This window comes from Acinetobacter sp. AOR14_HL, assembly GCF_027855175.1.
GTDB classification, from domain to species: domain Bacteria; phylum Pseudomonadota; class Gammaproteobacteria; order Pseudomonadales; family Moraxellaceae; genus Acinetobacter; species Acinetobacter calcoaceticus.
Genome location: NZ_JAKTII010000009.1, coordinates 71762 through 90954, shown reverse-complemented (window position 1 = coordinate 90954; position 19193 = coordinate 71762). Strand labels below are relative to the sequence as shown.

19 protein-coding genes are annotated in these 19193 nt (G+C 38.7%); 10 read left to right on the top strand and 9 right to left on the bottom strand.

Going from position 1 to position 19193, the window contains the following annotated elements; genetic code table 11:
- Positions 1-183 precede the first annotated feature (183 nt).
- Both MKL38_RS10145 and cysK read left to right on the top strand, forming a co-directional pair.
- On the top strand, positions 184-726 hold the full coding sequence (locus MKL38_RS10145) for a GNAT family N-acetyltransferase (protein WP_270903192.1): 543 nt from the start codon (positions 184-186) through the stop codon (positions 724-726).
- Positions 727-1040: 314 nt separating this feature from the next.
- Entirely contained in the window at positions 1041-2039 is a 999-nt protein-coding gene (gene cysK, locus MKL38_RS10140) for a cysteine synthase A (protein ID WP_270903191.1), read from the top strand.
- A gap of 55 nt (positions 2040-2094) precedes the next feature.
- Here the strand turns inward: cysK and MKL38_RS10135 are convergent, their stop codons facing one another.
- The 4 genes from MKL38_RS10135 to MKL38_RS10120 all read right to left on the bottom strand — a co-directional run bounded on the left by MKL38_RS10135 (position 2095) and on the right by MKL38_RS10120 (position 4289).
- A complete protein-coding gene (locus MKL38_RS10135) occupies positions 2095-2703 on the bottom strand; it encodes a lytic transglycosylase domain-containing protein (RefSeq protein ID WP_209831390.1) in 609 nt (202 codons plus the stop codon).
- A gap of 279 nt (positions 2704-2982) precedes the next feature.
- Positions 2983-3216, bottom strand: coding sequence for a DUF2798 domain-containing protein (locus tag MKL38_RS10130; protein WP_270903190.1), 234 nt, complete (start codon positions 3214-3216; stop codon positions 2983-2985).
- Between the two features lie 4 nt (positions 3217-3220).
- Complete coding sequence (locus MKL38_RS10125) at positions 3221-3787, bottom strand: flavodoxin family protein (RefSeq protein WP_270903189.1); 567 nt, start codon at positions 3785-3787, stop codon at positions 3221-3223.
- A gap of 16 nt (positions 3788-3803) precedes the next feature.
- Complete coding sequence (locus MKL38_RS10120; RefSeq protein WP_270903188.1) at positions 3804-4289, bottom strand: DUF2938 domain-containing protein; 486 nt, start codon at positions 4287-4289, stop codon at positions 3804-3806.
- Between the two features lie 81 nt (positions 4290-4370).
- On the opposite strand from MKL38_RS10120, the gene MKL38_RS10115 reads away from it, so the two are divergent.
- From MKL38_RS10115 to MKL38_RS10100, 4 genes are all read left to right on the top strand, one after another.
- On the top strand, positions 4371-4775 hold the full coding sequence (locus MKL38_RS10115; RefSeq protein ID WP_270903187.1) for a helix-turn-helix domain-containing protein: 405 nt from the start codon (positions 4371-4373) through the stop codon (positions 4773-4775).
- 145 nt (positions 4776-4920) lie between these two features.
- Positions 4921-6180, top strand: a complete 1260-nt coding sequence (locus MKL38_RS10110; RefSeq protein ID WP_270903186.1) for an esterase-like activity of phytase family protein — start codon at positions 4921-4923, stop codon at positions 6178-6180.
- Between the two features lie 214 nt (positions 6181-6394).
- Complete coding sequence (locus MKL38_RS10105) at positions 6395-8776, top strand: YgiQ family radical SAM protein (RefSeq protein ID WP_270903185.1); 2382 nt, start codon at positions 6395-6397, stop codon at positions 8774-8776.
- A gap of 314 nt (positions 8777-9090) precedes the next feature.
- Complete coding sequence (locus tag MKL38_RS10100) at positions 9091-9591, top strand: DUF2726 domain-containing protein (protein WP_003654375.1); 501 nt, start codon at positions 9091-9093, stop codon at positions 9589-9591.
- A 206-nt stretch (positions 9592-9797) separates the two neighbouring features.
- On the opposite strand, the gene MKL38_RS10095 is transcribed toward MKL38_RS10100, so the two are convergent.
- The 5 genes from MKL38_RS10095 to MKL38_RS10075 form a co-directional block, all read right to left on the bottom strand.
- Positions 9798-10151, bottom strand: coding sequence for a RidA family protein (locus MKL38_RS10095; RefSeq protein ID WP_209831395.1), 354 nt, complete (start codon positions 10149-10151; stop codon positions 9798-9800).
- 318 nt (positions 10152-10469) lie between these two features.
- Complete coding sequence (gene dinB / locus MKL38_RS10090) at positions 10470-11525, bottom strand: DNA polymerase IV (protein WP_209831396.1); 1056 nt, start codon at positions 11523-11525, stop codon at positions 10470-10472.
- A 1-nt stretch (position 11526) separates the two neighbouring features.
- A complete protein-coding gene (locus tag MKL38_RS10085; protein WP_209831397.1) occupies positions 11527-12288 on the bottom strand; it encodes a glycoside hydrolase family 25 protein in 762 nt (253 codons plus the stop codon).
- Between the two features lie 77 nt (positions 12289-12365).
- Positions 12366-13757 carry a multidrug transporter subunit MdtD gene (gene mdtD, locus MKL38_RS10080; RefSeq protein WP_270903184.1) on the bottom strand — a complete coding sequence of 464 codons (1392 nt, stop codon included), beginning with the start codon at positions 13755-13757 and terminating at the stop codon, positions 12366-12368.
- A 171-nt stretch (positions 13758-13928) separates the two neighbouring features.
- The gene (locus MKL38_RS10075) at positions 13929-14552 is read right to left on the bottom strand and encodes a TIGR00730 family Rossman fold protein (RefSeq protein ID WP_209831399.1); all 624 of its coding nucleotides are present in this window, start codon (positions 14550-14552) and stop codon (positions 13929-13931) included.
- A 326-nt stretch (positions 14553-14878) separates the two neighbouring features.
- On the opposite strand from MKL38_RS10075, the gene MKL38_RS10070 reads away from it, so the two are divergent.
- The 4 genes from MKL38_RS10070 (at position 14879) to niaP (ending at position 19102) form a co-directional block, all read left to right on the top strand.
- The gene (locus MKL38_RS10070; protein WP_209831400.1) at positions 14879-16471 is read left to right on the top strand and encodes a TerC family protein; all 1593 of its coding nucleotides are present in this window, start codon (positions 14879-14881) and stop codon (positions 16469-16471) included.
- A gap of 72 nt (positions 16472-16543) precedes the next feature.
- Positions 16544-17011, top strand: coding sequence for a YchJ family protein (locus tag MKL38_RS10065; protein ID WP_270903183.1), 468 nt, complete (start codon positions 16544-16546; stop codon positions 17009-17011).
- A 45-nt stretch (positions 17012-17056) separates the two neighbouring features.
- Positions 17057-17701 (top strand): trimeric intracellular cation channel family protein, encoded by a 645-nt coding sequence (locus MKL38_RS10060; RefSeq protein WP_002121256.1) that lies wholly within the window; start codon positions 17057-17059, stop codon positions 17699-17701.
- Positions 17702-17782: 81 nt separating this feature from the next.
- A complete protein-coding gene (gene niaP, locus MKL38_RS10055) occupies positions 17783-19102 on the top strand; it encodes a niacin transporter NiaP (protein ID WP_270903182.1) in 1320 nt (439 codons plus the stop codon).
- Positions 19103-19193: the final 91 nt, after the last annotated feature.

The window sequence follows — 19193 nt, the reverse complement described above, 5'->3', positions numbered from 1 at the left end:
TAGTGTGGGGTTTCCCATGTGAGAGTAAGTCATCGCCAGCTCATTATTCGAAACACCCTCAACTTAACAGTTGAGGGTGTTTTTTTATGCCTGAAACAGAGGAATAAAGAATTTAATGAAATTAACTGCATATTATTGCGATCTTTGCTTATGATATGAGCAATTAAAATTGAGCTTCTGCTTATGCAGTTTAAAATTATCGCGGCCCAAGATCTAAATAAGCAACAGCGACAACAGATTGCTGAGCTATGTTTTGCTGCTTTTGATGAAGATCCTTGGAGTCAATATACCTTTATGCAAGCTGCTGTTCATTTATTAGGCACATTAGGTGGTAATATTGTGTCACATGCTTTATGGACAGATAGAGTTTTCACCATAAATGGCAGTTTCAATGTAAAAACTGCTTATATAGAGTATGTGACTACTGACTACAAGATGAGGGGTAAGGGGTTCGCATCGCAATTATTAAGACATTTAGTTGATACATTAACTTCTTTGGAATATGGGCTTGCGGCATTACAACCAGAAGATGAAGCATTTTATAAAAAATTAGGTTGGATTTCATGGTGGGGAGATTTATACATCAAACAAGATACTTCTACTTATCTGACTGATGACTATGAAATTATGCTATATCCTTTGAGTACTAAGCTGACAGACCGACTATCACATCGTTCAGAAGAGAATACTATTTGCGCAGAATGGCGAGAGGGTGAAGTTTGGTAGTTTTAATTACATAAAATATTGAAAAATATTAGCTTTAATGTTCGACCAGAAGATTAGCGTAGTCTTAATAATGTGAAATATTAGCCAGCCTTCCTATTATTTCTAATGTGGTATGTAGATAGGAAAATAAATTAATCTAATCTAATAGTTTGATTCTTAAAAGTATTTTTAAATTGTTATTTGTTAAAAATAAATCTATGACAAGACATGTTGTTAATTTGATAATTTAGGCATTACTTAGCTTTTCTACTTTCCTGTTTATTAGAGAAGCTTATAATGATTCAGAATCATTCCAAATCTAATAAGGATATAACATGTCTACCGACCAGCAATTTCCAACACCCAATAATTTAGGGATCGCAGTTTATTCAAATAATGCAGAAGCAATAGGTAATACACCTTTAGTTCGTATCAATCGTTTGATTAAAACTGATGCAACTGTATTAGCAAAAGTAGAAAGTCGGAATCCCGCATTTTCTGTGAAATGTCGTATTGGAGCGGCACTTATTGCAGATGCAGAAAAGCGTGGTGTGTTAAAAGAAGGCATGCATATTATTGAACCAACCAGTGGTAACACGGGGATTGCATTGGCTTTTGTTGCAGCGGCTAAGGGTTACCCAATTACTTTAACTATGCCTGCAAGCATGAGTCTTGAGCGTAGAAAAGTGTTAAAAGCACTCGGTGCCAATTTAGTTTTAACTGAACCAGCGAAAGGGATGAAAGGTGCAGTTGATGAAGCTGTGCGATTAGAAGCTGAACAACCAGATGTTTATTTCCTACCTCAACAATTTGAAAATCCAGCCAATCCACAAATCCATGTGGATACAACTGGTCCTGAAATTTGGCAAGCAACAGGCGGGCAAGTCGATATTTTGGTTGCTGGTGTAGGTACTGGTGGCACAATTACCGGTATTTCTCGTTATTTCGAACAAGTTCAAAATAAACCTTTGTACTCTGTAGCCGTTGAACCTGCTGAGTCTCCAATTATTACTCAAACTAGAAATGGTGAGAATATTACACCTGCACCGCATAAAATTCAGGGAATTGGTGCGAACTTTATTCCAAAGAATCTTGATTTAGATCTTGTTGATGAAGTCTTACCAATAACTAGTGAAGAAGCAATTAAGTGGGCAAGAAATTGTGCAACGCAGGAAGGCATTTTAGTGGGTATTTCAAGTGGAGCAGCTTTGGCTGCGGCTGCTAAAATTGCAGAACGTCCTGAAAATGCTGGCAAAACGATTGTTGTTATTCTTCCAGACAGTGGTGAGCGTTATTTATCTTCTGTTCTATTTGAAGGTTTATTTGACGAATAAAATTACTTGTATAAAAAAGCCCATCAACAGATGGGCTTTTTTATTTGACTTTAATTTATAAGGCGCTTTTTAGAGCTTTTTGATGACGTTTAACAGATCGGGCATATTTCTTAGCTTTGTGACGTGTCCAGAAACTTCGCTCATATCCTGTAGGTCCAACATTGTAATAAGCAGTGGCTTTGAACCAACTATCCGCTGACTGATAATAGTGATTTAAGATATAAGCACCACATTGAATATTTGTAGATTCATCATACAAATTACCAGCACAAGTTTGTTGCCAATAGCTAGGAATAATTTGAGTTAAACCTACTGCTCCCGTAGGTGATAGCGCGTTAGTATTGTAACTCGATTCTTGTCTTATGACCGCGGCAAGTAAAAGAGGGGGCACATTATATTGGTCAGCACTTTGAATAATAATTGGAGATAACCGATTCGCTGTGTTTTGTGGAACAGAATAAGCTTTTTGTAAACCAGACGAGAGTTTATTTGAACGCCATGAAAATGAACCACTATTCGGGCCTAAGCTCGTACATCCCGTCATTATTGTCATTAAAACAATTGTAAAAAATTTGAGGCTCAAAATGTGTATTTGAGTTGGTTTAAAATAATTGTTAGATAAAGATGAGGTAAGCAAAATATAAAACCGATAATCAAGTTTCAAATGAAATCATGGTATTCAGCTGTAACTAATGGATCAATATAAGTTCTGTTGCTCAGCACAAGCAAATAGTGATAATTTTGTATAATTAAAATGAAAAAACCCCGACATCCTGTCGAGGTTCCTTCGTATTCAGCTTATGTAGCTAACTCCTGTCAACTACCGCTTCCTGCGTTCTTATTCTTCTTCAATGAGACATCCTGTCTCTCTATGTTTCATATATTATAAAAAAATACTAAAGCTGGATATCCGCAATTCACCGCAAGTTTTGTACGTTTTAACTTACAGATATACTTTTTCAACTTTCTTAAATACGATGTCGACTAGTTTCTGTGCTACAGGAGTACAGATCAACACACTTGGAAAAGTAAATATCCACGCAATACCCCATGCGGATATCCATAATGAAAAGAAATTTTGAACTGGTCCTACTGCTTTGAAAGTCGTAATTCCTGAAATTATAAATGACATCATTGCAGATAATATGAGCGGAAATAAAATCCTTTGTGCTGTCATAATCTTAAACTCCAAGATAAGCATTCAAGGTCATTGCAAAATTATTTCCAAATAATTGAGCAGTTTTAATGTCTCCTTCATCAAACCTATCGGGACTACTGCCGTGTTCAGCCTGAGCCATTAATCCTGACCATGAACCAAGACGATTAGCAGCTTCAGAATAAGGCACACCTTGATGTTGCTCGGGCAGAATTGGATTACCGATCCATAACATGCCATGTTGCATACAGAAGGTAAAAAGTGAAATTAATGTCGATTGTTTATCACCCGCGGGAAGGGATGATACGGTAAACCCAGCCGCTAGTTTTCCTTTAAAGCTCTGTTTTTTCCACAATGGACCTGTTGCATCCATGAGTTGTTTTAATTTGGAGGACACTCCGCCTAAGTAAGTCGGAGATCCCCAAATCAAGCCATCGTATTGGATAAGTATTTCAGGGTTTTCAATGAGATGTTCAGCACTCAGTAGATCTACTTTAATATTTTTTTGGCTTAATACGCCAGTTTGAATTTGCTGAGCAATAAACTGAGTATGACCTTGGCGACTATGGTAAATAATAGCAACGGTTTTCATGAGATTTTCCTTTATTTTAAATTTGAAAGATTTTTGCAGTGAGATATAAACCACAGCCAAAAAAACTATGATTAAGCAAACTTTTTAGACAATTCAAAAATGGATGAGGGGTTTTTGAAGAAGCGAAACCACTACCCATCGCAGGTTGCATAATAAAAAAAGGAATGAGAACAGTGACTAAACCAAAAAGTAGCGCTGAGTAAAACTGAGGATGAATGAGCCAATCGGAGCCCACAATGCAAAGAAAGCTGAATGCAAAGATCAGCCCAACACTATAGTGTGCGATCCAACCTAGTAAATATTCACCCTTAATTTGAGAGCTTTGGGCAATGGATTGATGTATGAATTTGCCTTGAAATATCCAACCAACCCAGCGTCCGAGAAAGGCAAAGTTTAAGGTAGGAATTTTGAATATCTTTAATATTAACAGCCAGATATCCATAATTACTGTTGCCCCGATACCGAGGCATAAAGCTTGAAAGAACAATGTGGAGATATTCATTTTTACACCTTGCTTTTATACGTATGAAACGTGATAAATTTATTGTGCAAGTTAAAGTTCACTTGAAGTCAAGAGGGTATTATGGATATTGGTGAAGTCGCGAAAAAGGCACAAGTCACAACAGCAACGCTACGTTTTTATGAAGAGAAGGGATTAATTAAATCAATAGGGCGGCAAGGTTTGCGTCGGCAATATGGTAAACAGGTGCTTGATCAACTGGCACTAATTGCGTTAGGTCGTGCTGCGGGTTTTTCTTTAAATGAAATCGCCACAATGTTTGGACAAGATGGTAAACCTGAACTTGATCGTCAAAAATTAAAAGATAAAGCTGAACAATTAGAGCAAATGGCAAAGCGATTACATTTTATTAGTCAAGGATTACAACATGCGGCAGTGTGTCCTGCTGAAAATCATATGCTATGTCCTACCTTTCAGAATTTTTTGAAAGCAGCAATTGCTGGAGAATATCAGCCAACGAAACTTTAGTGAAATCTTGAGCCAATAGTTTTTTAACATTAATCTAACAGATATATTTGTCATATTTTCGCCATAAAGATTTCATCTTTTTGAAGTAAAAACTTCATATAAGCTTGATTAAATTTGCTTAATTTTTTACCGACTGTATAAAACCATGAGCAAAAAAACTTTAGTCGCATTATTATGCTGTGCCAGTTTAGGATTGACGGCATGTAACGATGATAACGATCAAGAACAAACTTCACCCACTGAAAACGTTACCGAACCGACCTTAATTTCTTTTGCCAAGTTACCTGTAGAAACCTACGCTGCTGGTCCAGACTCTGGCGCATATGTGAAAGGTGCAAATGGAATTTATCCTCCATTTAAAGGTCAACCTGTACAGGGCTTTTCTGCTGCATTAAAAAATGAAGATGGCAGTTATATGGCAATGGCCGATAACGGGTTTGGGACTCAAGATAATTCATCAGACTTTTTACTTCGTATCTATAAATTAAAGCCTGATTTCAAAACTAAAGCTAAAGGCACGGGTCAAGTGACTGTGCAAAGCTTTATCCAACTGCGTGATCCAAACAAGTTAATTCCATTTAATATTGTTAATGGTGATACAGCTGAGCGTTTATTAACGGGCGCTGATTTTGACCCAGAGTCAATGCAACGTACTAGTGATGGGACTTATTGGATTGGGGATGAGTTTGGTCCTTATTTACTTCATTTCTCAGCAGATGGTGTGTTGTTGGATGCTCCAATTGCTCTGCCAAATCCACTAAATCCGACACAAGAACTTCGCTCTCCTCAAAATCAGTTTAATAAAGCGCAAATTAATTTTGTAGAGCCTCTAGTTCAGCAAAGTGGTGGTTTTGAAGGAATGGCAATTTCTCCAGATGGCCAATATCTCTATCCTCTTGTAGAGAAACCGCTTAAATCAATTCGAGAAACGGAAAGACAATTGCTGATCTCGCAATTTGACCTGAAGAAAAAAGCGTATACAGGAAAATATTATTGGTTCCAATTGGACAGTAAGGCAACCAATATTGGTGATTTCCAACTCTTTAATGATAAAGAAGGCATTATTATTGAGCGTGATGCGACTCAGAATAATTTAGGCGGATATAAAAAATTAATTCGTATTAAATTAAATGAGTCAGGTCAACCCGTAAGCCGCGAAGATTTAGTCGATTTAATTAAAATTGCCAATCCTAATTTACTTTACGGCACAGCAAGAGCAGGGGATATTGGGACAGAACAAGTTTTTTCCTTCCCATTTGAAACTATTGAAGATGTCATCATTGAAAATGGTACAACGCTGACTGTTCTAAATGATAATAACTTCCCTGGGTCTACAGGGCGTAACGCAAAATTGGCTGACGATAATGAGATTATTCAAATTCGTTTGCCAAAAGCTTTGTTCTAAACCCTATAAATAAATGAGTTAAAACTGCGGCGGCTTTTATTCCGCCGCATTTATTAGAAGAATAAAATGTTGAATAAACTTTAATCAAATTAATTTTTATATCCTTGTTTTCGTTTGTTTTATAAACAGGGAAAATGAATGGAATTCATGTTAAAATGATCGGCTTTCATCTTTAGATGTCTCTCCTCCATCTGCTAGCCGAGATTCGCAAGCCATGTCTACTGCCTACACCATGCAAACTGCGCCAAAAGCGTTGTTTGATTACGACAAATATTGGGCGTCGTGTTTTGAACCAGCGCCATTTTTGCCGATGTCACGAGAAGAAATGGATCAACTAGGCTGGGATGCGTGTGACTTCATTTTAGTTTGCGGTGATGCCTATATTGACCATCCGTCATTTGTTTCAGGTGTGATTGGACGTGTGCTTGAGGCACAAGGTTTTCGTGTCGGAATTATTGCACAGCCAGACTGGACCAATGTTGAAAGCTTCCGCGTTTTAGGTAAGCCTACCATTGCTTGGGGTGTGACGGCAGGTAATATGGATTCGATGATCAACCGTTATACGGCAGATCGTAAAATCCGTTCAGATGATGCTTACTCTCCAAACAATGAGCCAAACAAACGTCCTGACCGTGCAGCAACGGTATATTGCCAGCGTTGTCGTGAAGCATTCCCTGATGTACCTGTGTTATTAGGTGGAATTGAAGGCAGTTTACGTCGTATTGCACACTACGATTATTGGTCGGATAAAGTTCGTCGTTCGATTTTGATGGATTCAAAAGCCGATTTGCTTATGTATGGTAATGGTGAGCGTGCCATTATTGATGTGATGCACCGTTTGGCTAAAGGTGAAAAAATCCACGAGATTACAGATGTTCGTGGTACAGCATTTATTATTAATAAACATAACAAAGCTTCAAAAGCAAAGTTTGTTGAAGTTGCGAGTAATGATGTAGATACGATTGGACGTGTTGATCCAATTATTAACCCTTATGTTATGACTGAAGATATTGATGGCTGTGAGGTTGAAAAAGAAAAAGGTAACTCATTAGCTCAGTATCAAGATTTCCAGAAAGAGATTGTTGCAAATCCGATTGTGCGTGAAGGCGACAAACTAGATGACGACACTCAAATCGTTCAATTAAAGCCAGCACCGTCAAAAGCAATTAAACATAAGTTACCTCCACGCGAGTTAGCGGTCATTCGTTTACCTTCTTTTGAAGAAGTGTCAAATGATCACGTGCTTTACGCGCATGCAAACCGTATTTTGCATCTTGAAACTAATCCGGGTAATGCCCGTGCTTTGGTTCAACGCCATGGTGAACGTGATGTTTGGATCAATCCTCCACCAATTCCTCTAACCACTGAGGAAATGGACTATGTGTTTGATCTTCCATATGCACGTTTGCCTCATCCAACTTATGGCGATGCTCGTTTCCCTGCATTTGATATGATCAAATTCTCGGTCAACATTATGCGTGGCTGTTTTGGTGGCTGTACTTTCTGTTCGATTACAGAACATGAAGGACGTATTATTCAAAACCGTTCTGAAGACTCAATTTTACGTGAGATTGAGAAAATTCGTGACACGGCACCAAACTTCACAGGCATTATTTCTGACTTAGGCGGTCCAACAGCAAACATGTACCGTTTGCACTGTAAAGACCCTGAAATTGAAAAGAACTGCCGTAAACCTTCTTGTGTATATCCGGGTGTTTGTCAAAACTTGCATACCGATCATGCACCTTTAGTACAGCTTTATCGTAAAGCACGTGCGATTAAAGGTGTGAAGAAGATTTTAATTGGTTCTGGTTTACGTTATGACCTTGCCGTACTGAATCCGGAATATGTTAAAGAACTGGTACAACATCACGTTGGCGGTTATTTAAAAATTGCTCCAGAGCATACCGAAAATGGTCCTTTATCTAAGATGATGAAACCGGGTATTGGTACGTATGATCGTTTCAAGCAAATGTTTGACCGCTTTAGTAAAGAAGCAGGAAAAGAGCAATATTTAATTCCTTACTTTATTGCTGCACATCCAGGTACGACTGAATATGACATGATGAATCTGGCAATTTGGTTGAAGAAGAATGGTTTTCGTGCCGACCAAGTACAAACCTTCTATCCATCACCAATGGCAACGGCAACCACCATGTATCACACGGGTAAAAATCCGTTGGCGAAAGTGGCGCGTTATACTGAAAATGTCGATATTGTGAAAGGTGACAAACGTCGTCGTATTCATAAAGCATTCTTGCGGTACCATGATCCAAACAACTGGCCATTACTTCGCGAGGCCTTAAAAGAAATGGGCCGCGCCGATTTAATTGGTAATTCGAAGCAGCATTTGATTCCGACCTATCAGCCACAAGGTACTGCTGAAGGTGAATATAAATCTGCGCGTAAGAAGAACTCGTCTGTGGCGGGAGATTCAGCAAAACGTGGTCAGGGGCAAACTCGCTCAGCAGCAGGGCAGAAACGTCCACAAAAAGGACAGGTTCTAACCCAACATACAGGTTTGCCTCCTCGTGAAACCGGTGAGAAAAGACCGTTTGGTGGAAAAAGTAAACCGAAAACCAAGGTTCGTGGATGATGATAAAACAGGCTCTTAAATAGAGCCTGTTCTCTTTTTAAAATATGTGTTTAAATCGCATAGTGAGATTTTTGCAGTTTTAAAGTACAAAAAGCGTAACGAAAAACGATAAATACCATAAATCTGACGAGCTGCACTTGATTGTTGTTGACTCTATGATTATAAATAATGTGAGGGTGGCTAAATTTAAGCCAAGCTTGATAACTACAAGTGAAATTACTAAGTGAACCTTTTAAAGAACGGCTGTGTCGTTATCAATTAAAACAAAGTGTGATCTAGCAAAATCATTATAAAAAACTTAAAGGATTAAGCCCATGTATTATCTAATTACGATCTTATTATTATTTTTGGCTGTTGTGATGGCAGTGAAAAGTCTTTCACGAAGGCATCAACATGATAGTGCCTTGAAGCGCCGTGCAGTATTAACCAGTCATGAGCAAATAACATTAACCAGACTACAAACAGTTTTGCCTAAATTTACAGTATTGGCACATGTATCCTTTGATGCACTATTAACTACAAAATATGCGCATACACGTCGAAAATATCAAAATATGGCAGCTGATTTTGTTGTACTTGATCAAAATTATCAGGTTGTTGTCGTTGTTGTTCTTGGCGAAAATGGTTTACGCCGAGCGCATCAACAATATGAACGTCGCCTGTTGCAACTCGCTGGTTATCGTGTGCTGCATTATAGTGAGGTACCTGACTATCATGATCTAAGAAGAGACTTATTGAGTCCAGAAACAGAGATGGCAACTTTACATGCAACGCCACAGCTAGAAAGAATGTCAAATGCTTTTGTGAAGTCTTAAAAAGTAGGTAACGTCGGATTGAGATAAGCGTTCGGTGCAATAAAGATTAAAAATAATTGTATCTAATCCTGAATAACAAGTATGGGCAAGCTTAGCAATTTGATAATCCCTAATAAGATACTGACCTTAATTATTTAAGCTGTAAAAAATTGAGCAATATAACTAGAGATATTGCTCAATTTAATCTCGATTTATATTTATAAAAATTATGGAAGTACTGCAACAACCGTCATTTCTACAAGCACGTCTGGCGTATAAAGTTTGGACTCAACACAAGTACGCGCTGGTGGATGTCCTTCACTAATCCATGCATCCCAAACAGCATTCATCGCTGCATAATCTTTTTCGATATCTTTTAGAAAAATCATGACAGAAAGAATGTGGGTTTTATCTGTTCCAGCTTCTGCCAATAATCGATCAATATTATCTAAAGTTTGCTGAGTCTGTGATGTAACATCTACGCTTGTATCATCTGCGAGTTGCCCAGCTAAGTGTACTAAATTACCTGAAATCGCAACTTCGCAGTAGCGTGAAGTAACGTGTAAACGCTTTACCGTCATAAAAATGCTCTAGAGTGGCTTTATTTAATAGTTTTGATTTTATGAAGAGTTGCTAGGTAGGTGCAAGCAAGTAGAAAAGAATTTCAGTAGATTATTGTGATGAGGAGTATCAGATCAACCATGTATTGGAAGGGCCCTGTAATATTCGGATTTGGTCGTCACGCCAATCACAGGACGGTATGCCAAAAGTAAAGGTTGCTTTAGGCATGTTGCAAATACATGGGTAATGAATATGCGCTGATTAGGTTACTCTAAACTTGGAGCAAAAGGGAATAGATTTTGTTCAAAATCCACTCTTTTTGAGTGAAAAGTAGTCAATCACCAAAGGTTAAGTTGAAAGTCATCGGATTGAGTTTGTAACTGATAAACCCCTATACCAATTAAGCGAAACTGGAAATGTTCGGGAATCTGCATTTCATTTAATAATAAAAATAAAACTTGGATTAAGTCATGTAGTGACTGAATGGGCCTTTTAAAGCTTTTACTATGTTGTAAAGTCTGAAAATTCTTGAGTTTAAGTTTGACATTAACACCTCGTGCATTGAGTTGTTTTTTCTCTAAGCTTTGCCAGACTTTTTCGGCTAATCCCTGCCAATAAGGCTGACATTGAGCCAAAGTAAAATCACTATCAAAGGTCGTCTCTTTTGAAATTTGTTGGCGAGCTCTTTCAGCTTGAACAGGTCTGTGGTCAATTCCTTGTGCATATAGATAAAGCTGTTGTCCATATTTACCAAAGTGGTGAATTAAAACAGCCTCTTCAATTTTCTGTAAATCACCCAGCGTATGTAATTGAAGCTGCTGTAATTTCTCTTGAGTGACTTTACCTACGCCAGGAATTTTTTTAAGCGGAAGATCCTGAATAAAATTGGCGACCTGCGAGGGTTTTATTACACATAAACCATTCGGTTTATTCCAGTCAGAAGCGATTTTTGCTAAAAACTTATTGGGTGCTACACCTGCCGATGCAGTAAGTCCCGTTAACCGAAAAATATCTTCCCGAATATGCATAGCAACTTCGGTTGCACTCGCAATCTGTTTTAAATTCTCAGTGACATCCAAATAAGCTTCATCTAAAGATAATGGTTCAATAAGAAGCGTATATTGCTGAAAGATCGAATGAATTTGAGCTGAAACTGTGCGATATTTTTCAAAATTTGGCTCAATAATAACGACTTGAGGACATAACTTTCTTGCCTGACTCATCGACATGGCTGAACGCAAACCAAATTCGCGGGCAGGGTAAGATGCAGCAGCAATCACAGCTCGCGGATGATGAGACGAAATAACAACGGGTAAATGCCTTAATTCTGGTTGTTCCCGTAGCTCGACTGATGCATAAAAGGCATCCATATCGATATGAATGATTTTGCGCATATTATTGTGCTTTCACGATGCCTTGCTGCTGTAAAAATTGGTGCCATTCTTTGACTGAACCCTCATAAACATTTAAGTCTACTGGCTTTGTTATCCCTTCAATTTTACCTTGATTACTATGCTGCCAAAAGAGCCATTTGCTTTTGTCTTTGAGCTCAGGTTTTCCTTCGTAATCTCTTACCCAAAGTGGTGTATTCTGGAAATTTCCCATTAATACAATGTGATAAAAAGTTTTAGAAATATAAAAGATAGGCTGTTTACCATAATGCTGTTGTAAGCTGTCATGCATGATGCCAATTTCTTTAATTAATTGTTCTTTGGTGTATTCATTAATACAGTTACTGTCGTACTCCAGATCAATAACTGGCGGAAGCGCATCTGATTTTTTAGGTACTGTCGCAATAAAGTTATCTGCTTGCGTTTTACCATCACGACATAGACGATAAAAGTGATAAGCCCCTACATGAAACCTATGTTCACGCGCCTTGAGCCAGTTTTCTTGAAATTTTGAATCTTTAAAATCGCCGCCTTCAGTTGCTTTTAAATAGACGAATTGAAATTTTTCAGGTGATATTTTTTTCCAGTTAATATCACCTTGATGGTGAGAAACATCAAATCCTTGAACTGGGTAATCTTGCGCAACGGCTTTTTGTTGATAGAACAGACCAAAATAAGCTAATACTCCCATAATACACGCCAAGCCAATTCCGATTAGGGTATTGTGGTGCCGTGCTGTGAAAAAGGTTTTAGCCAGTTTGGTCATGCAAAACTCATTAAAGATGTTAAGCCGACATCATAACGTGATTCAAGAGTGATAAACCACGCTAAAAATGCAACGGCTTATATGGGGGTATTTTTTGGAATTTGCCAAAAGATAAGTGCAGCAATTATATTGATACAACCGAGGCAAATTAAAGTGAGATGAAATGCTGTTGTCACGTGATCGGCACCATAATAATTGGTAAATACATTAATGAGTGTACCTGCCAGTGCCACGCCAATACTCATTGATAGCATCATGATCATCGATAAAAAACTATTACCGCTACTCGCATCTTGTTGAGGTAAGTCTTTTAATGTGAGCGTATTCATCCCAACAAATTGTAATGAATTTAATGTGCCAAATAAGAAAAAGTGTAAGGCTCTAAACCAAGTTGGGGTATCGACTGTCATGATGGCAAAAGATGCAATACATAACCCTACCAGTGTGGTATTGATAAGTAAAAAACGTCGGTAGCCAATTTTCTGAATAATCGGTCTGACAATTGGCTTTGAAAATAATGAACCTAAGACCAGAGGAATCATCATTAAACCCGCAATAAAAGGTTCAAAACCAAAAGCGACCTGTAACATGAGCGGTAAAACAAAAGGTAAGGCATTACCACCAAAGCGGGCAAAGAAATTACCTAAAATACCAATCGCATAAATTTTATTTCTAAATAGTCGACTGCGGAATAATGCGTTTTGATGGGTATGAGAATGATAGGCATACCAAAGTGTTGCGATTATGCCGACCACCAATAGCGAAATGCTAAACCATTTTGAATATTCAGGCGATGCTAGATGTTCAATACCCAACGACCATCCGATCATTGCTACCACTAATAAGATGAAGCCGCCTAAATCAAATGTTTTGACTGAAGGTTCTTTTAAATTAGGCATGACTTTTAATGTCATTAATATGCCTAAGATACCCATAGGAATATTGATGAGAAAAATCCAGTGCCAAGTTGCAACTTCAACTAACCAGCCGCCTAAAGTTGGACCAGCCAAAGGTCCGAGTAAACCTGCAAGACTCATTAAGCTCATTGCAGCTAAGAACTGAGTTCGAGGAATAATTTTTAAAAGAGATAATCGACCAACAGGGAGTAATAATGCTCCACCCACGCCTTGGATAACTCGGAAAACTAACAGCTCATTGAGACTTTGAGAAAGACCACAACCTAAAGAAGCCAGAGTAAAAATAACGATTGCCGATAAGAAAATATTTCTAACACCAAAGCGGTCTGCTAACCAGCCACTTAAAGGAATACAGGCAGCTACTGATAAGACATAGGCCACTACTACGCTGTGCATGCGTAATGGATCTTCATTTAGGTGATGAGCCATTGCAGGAATAGCGGTATTTACAATTGTTGTGTCCAAAGCCTGCATAAAAAAGCCAATGGAAACCAAAAGTACGAGTAAGCGATATTCAGGTTGCAAGGCTTGGTGAGTCGGCGTGGCATTCATAACATTTGAGAGTTAACGTTTTGGTCTAGTGTAAAACAAATTGAAAGTAAAAAAAGTAAGACAATGTTGAGTACCCCTTTACTAAATCTAAGTACTTTTGAAGGCACGGTGAAAATAGTTAAAACAAAAAAAGCGGCAGGACCGCTTTTTTTATGGAGAGTAGGGGGAAAACTACACAACAAATCTTTTTGGCATTTTTAAGTTTTTAATCACGTTATAAATTTGATCAACGTCTTCGCAGATAATCAATTTAGCGCGGTGTTGAAGTGGGAGAAAACCCTCTTGAACCGCATGATCTAACTGAGCAATCAATGCATTATAAAAACCATTTACGTTATATAAAATCATGGGTTTTTGGTGTTGGTTGAGTTGACCCCAAGTGGCTATTTCCAATATCTCTTCGAATGTTCCTAAACCACCCGGTAATGCAACAAATGCACTTGCACGTTCAGCCATCATAGCTTTGCGCTCATGCATGGTTTCTACCACGTGTAATTCGGTTAATCTTGAGTGTGCTTCTTCATAGTTAAGCATAAAATCAGGGATCACTCCCACAGCTTCACCGCCATTTTCGAGTACGCTGTCGGCTACTTGTCCCATTAATCCAATGCTTGCACCGCCGTAGACCAAACCAAAGCCTTGCTCAGCAATTCCGCGAGCGAGCTCAATTGCTTTTTCTCGATAGATTGGATTATTTCCTACACGTGAACCACAATATAATGCAATAAGAGGTTGTTTTGTTTTTACAGCTGTTATTGGTGAATCATTTACTGCCATTGTTAATACGCTATTCATTGCTTTATTTTCACCTTATCACGTTCATATTTCTTGTCTACACTAAGCCAAAGATATGACAACTTTATAAGCAGATTAATAAGAAAGATTCATGTTTTGTATGGGTTTGGTGAATGCCCGTCATGAACAAATAAAAATGATGAATTTCTATTAAATCTTGCCTATACTAAAAATTCGTTTAACAACATATGAACAAATATGGGTAGTGGTTGTAGTCGCTCCGTTTTAATTTCTTGTCCTAAAAAAACATTTTCCCTCCTTTGTATGGGCATGCCTGCTGTGTTGCCAAATAAAGATAAAATCCAGTCAGCGCAGGAGCAGGATCGATGATCTTTGAATGGATGTCTGATCCCTCCGCTTGGGTGGGCTTAGCTACTTTAATCGTTCTCGAAATTGTTCTGGGGATTGATAACCTCGTTTTTATTGCTATTTTGGCCGAAAAGTTGCCGCCAGAACAGCGAGCTAAAGCGCGAGTAATTGGTTTGGTACTCGCTTTGGGAATGCGTTTAGTACTTTTAGCCGCTATTGCTTGGGTTGTGACACTTACCCAACCACTCTTCCATATTTTTGATCATCCATTTTCTGGTCGTGATTTGATCTTGTTGTTCGGTGGTGTGTTCTTGCTCTTTAAAGGCACCATGGAATTACATGAGCGCATGGAAGGCAAACAACTGCAAAAAGAAGACAATCCAGTGCATGCAGCATTCTGGATGGTCATTGTCCAGATTGTCGTGCTTGATGCTGTGTTCTCATTAGACAGTGTGATTACCGCAGTGGGGATGGTCAAAGACAAGAGTGTCATGATGCTGGCAATGATTGTTGCTGTCGGAATCATGTTGTGGGCATCAAGACCACTTATGGACTTTGTCAATAAGCATCCAACCGTGGTTATTCTCTGCCTTGGCTTTTTAATGATGATTGGTTTCTCTTTGGTCGTGGAAGGTTTTGGTTTCCATATTCCGAAGGGCTACTTATATGCTGCAATTGGTTTCTCGATTTTGGTAGAAATAATCAATCAGAGCATGCGCCGCAATCAGGAAAAGCTGGTTACAACCACAGACTTGCGTTATCGCACTGCCTCTGCGGTTTTACGTATGCTAGGAAGTAAAAGCAGTGGTTCTAGCTCAGATACACAATCTTCTGATAAAGAAGATGTATTGGCTACACAAGCTTTTGCAGATGAAGTTTTTGACGAAGAAAATGGTGCTTATCATAGTGTACTTGTGCAAGGTGTTCTTAGTTTATCAGAACGTCCTGTAAAGTCTGTTATGACTCCACGACCTGAACTTGAATGGATCGATTTAGACGACGAGCCGGAAGTTTTAAAAGAACGTTTAATGTCAATGACACACTCTCGTTTGATTGTTGCACGTGGTGAACTTGATAATATTGAGGGTATTGCACTCACTCATAAAGTTTTGAATGGCTTTATTGAAACAGGTGTGGTCGATTTTCAAAAGCATTTACGTGAACCCGTCATTGTGCATGAAAATGCTCAAGTACTTATGGTGATGGAGCAATTACGTCAAGCACCTTTACAAATGGCAATCGTTTTAAATGAATACGGTTCAATTGAAGGTATTGCAACACCAATCGATATCTTAGAAGCAATTGCGGGTGAATTCCCAGATGAAGATGAACTAGATGCAGCTGCTGAGAGCTTGGAAGATGGTTCATTAATACTTGAAGGTTCAACGGACATTCGCCACGTATCCCTTTTATTGGGCCGTGATTTGGTTGATGAAAGTGAACAGTATTCTACTTTATCGGGCTATTTGTTATTCCATTTAGGTCGCTTGCCTGAAAATGGTGAAACTGTTGAAGCCGATGGTTATCGCTTTGAAGTGGTGACGATGGAAGGCCATAAAATCGAGAAAGTTCATATTGTTTCTATCGAACAAGATGAATTGAAAGATTAAATGACATTTCAATTCTAGAAACATCATAAAATAGCTCAAATCTGAGCTATTTTTTTATTTGAGAAACACAGAATGACTCAACACACTTGTCCATGTGGAAAAGCCAGCTATGCAGAATGTTGTGAGCCTTTACATTTAGGCACAGCAAAAGCCCTAACAGCAGAGCAGCTTATGCGTTCGCGTTATAGTGCTTTTGCATTGCAGCAAATTGATTATATTGTGAAAACAACTGCTTTAGGTCAGCAAGCTGCTCTTGATAAAGAGGCTATTGCAGACTGGAGCAAACAAAATCAATGGTTGGGTTTAGACGTTATTCAGGCCAAAGAAAAATTAGACAAAACGCATGCGCAGGTTGAGTTCAAGGCACATTATCATGATGGACAAAAAGCTCAAGTTCACCATGAGGTTTCACATTTTGTATATCAGCAACAACAATGGTTTTTCCTTGATCCGACTGTAGAAATGAATGTCACGATGAAACAACCGTGTGTATGTGGCTCCGGAAAAAAATTTAAGCAATGCTGTGCACAATTTCTCTAAGTTTATCTTAAAATACGGCCACCGTTTGGCCTGAGGGAAAGGGCGATGTTACTCACCGTTATTTATATTATTGCGATTACTGCTGAAGCCATGACAGGTGCATTGTCTGCTGGGCGACGGAGTATGGACTGGTTCGGTGTCGTACTGATTGCCTGTGTGACGGCCTTGGGTGGTGGTTCTGTACGTGATGTACTACTTGGCCACTATCCTTTAACTTGGGTAAAACATCCTGAATATTTGGTTCTGACTTGTTGTGCTGCATTTGTCACAATCATTATTGCCAAATGGATGCGTCACTTACATAACATCTTTTTGGTGCTCGATGCTTTAGGTTTAATCGGGTTTACCATCATTGGTTGCCAAATTGCCTTGCAAATGGGACACGGTTTTGTCGTATCAGCTGTAGCTGGTGTATTGACTGGGGTTTCTGGCGGTATTTTACGTGACATTTTATGTAACGATGTCCCATTTGTTTTCCGCCGCGAACTTTATGCGAGTATTTCTTTTGTGGCGGTCATCTGTTACTGGGTATGTCAGGATTTAGGGTTAAGTCTAGAGTTAACCGTCATTTCAACCTTAATTTTCGGTTTTACCCTGCGTCTAATTGCCATCTATTTTGGTTTAGAAATGCCTAAGTTTATTTATAAAGATGATGATGCAGAATCGGCTTCCTCAACCGACGAACATTAATCATGTAGAACTTCATGTGAGCATGCTATAACAATTAAATATATTGTCTTGCTCACTTATTTTTTCCAGTAGAGTTTTCCTATGGACCTGATTTCACGTATACAAAATCTTCCAATCGGCAAATTCCACTACACATTATTGTGGGTGGTTGGGCTAGGTTGGATGTTTGATGCGATGGACACAGGAATCATTGCTTTTATCATGACGACCTTAGTCAAAGACTGGGCATTAACTCCAGCCGAAAGTGGCTGGATTGTGAGTATTGGCTTTGTGGGAATGGCGATTGGAGCAGTTTGTTCGGGAGCTTTAGCAGATCGATTTGGCCGTAAGACAATATTTGCTACTACCATGGCAATTTATAGTATCGCCACAGCCTTATGTGCATTTGCTCCAGATTTAAAGTGGTTATTAATTTTTCGGTTTGTGGTTGGCGTTGGTCTTGGTGGACAGTTGCCTGTTGCTGTAACACTGGTGAGTGAGTATATACCCTCACATGTACGTGGTCGTTTTATTGTATTACTTGAAAGTTTTTGGGGTTTAGGTTGGTTAGTTGCTGCATTAATTTCTTATTTTATTATTCCTAAGTTTGGTTGGCATATAGCATTTCTCATGGGTGGCCTCCCACTAATTTATATTTTAGTGATTTGGAAAAAACTCCCTGAGTCGATACCGTACCTGATTAATCGTGGTCGTATTGAAGAAGCGCATGCATTAGTTCAAAAATTAGAAGCTCAAGCTGGTGTTCAAATTGTTCATCATATTGAAGTCATGCCTGTAGCTATACGACAAAAGGTTTCTTTTAAACAACTTTGGAGTGGTCCTTTTGCACGCCGTAGTTTAATGCTCTGGCTCATTTGGTTTGGGATTGTGTATTCATACTATGGCATTTTTACTTGGTTACCGAGTTTATTAGTGAAACAAGGCTATGACATTGTTAAATCTTTTGAATATGTTTTGCTGATGATTTTGGCGCAACTACCGGGTTACTTGGCAGCTGCATGGTTTGTAGAGCGTTTGGGAAGAAAGATTACACTGGCTTCTTTTATTGGCTTTTGTGCTTTGTCTGCATATTTCTTTGGACAAGCCGACAGTGTGAACAGCATCATGTTTTGGGGCTGCCTCATGTCATTCTTTAATTTAGGAGCATGGGGAGTGTTATATACCTATACGCCAGAGCAATATCCAGCCAATATTCGAGCTTTTGGTTCTGGTTGGGCTTCGGCAATGGGGCGTTTAGGCGGGATTTTGGCGCCGATCGTTGTTACACATATGATGGTGGCTAAGAACGGATTTAGCCATGTTTTTATGATGTTTACAGTTGTTTTGCTTTTGGTTGCTGCTGTAATTTTGATATTGGGTGAAGAAACCCAAGGAAAAAGATTAGAGTCGATAGGCCTCTAGTTTTGCCTAACTTTATAGCAAGTAACTAAAAATATAGAGAGATGAGACATAATTTGACGCTCAGGTGACAGACTCCCTCTTGTGTCTGTAA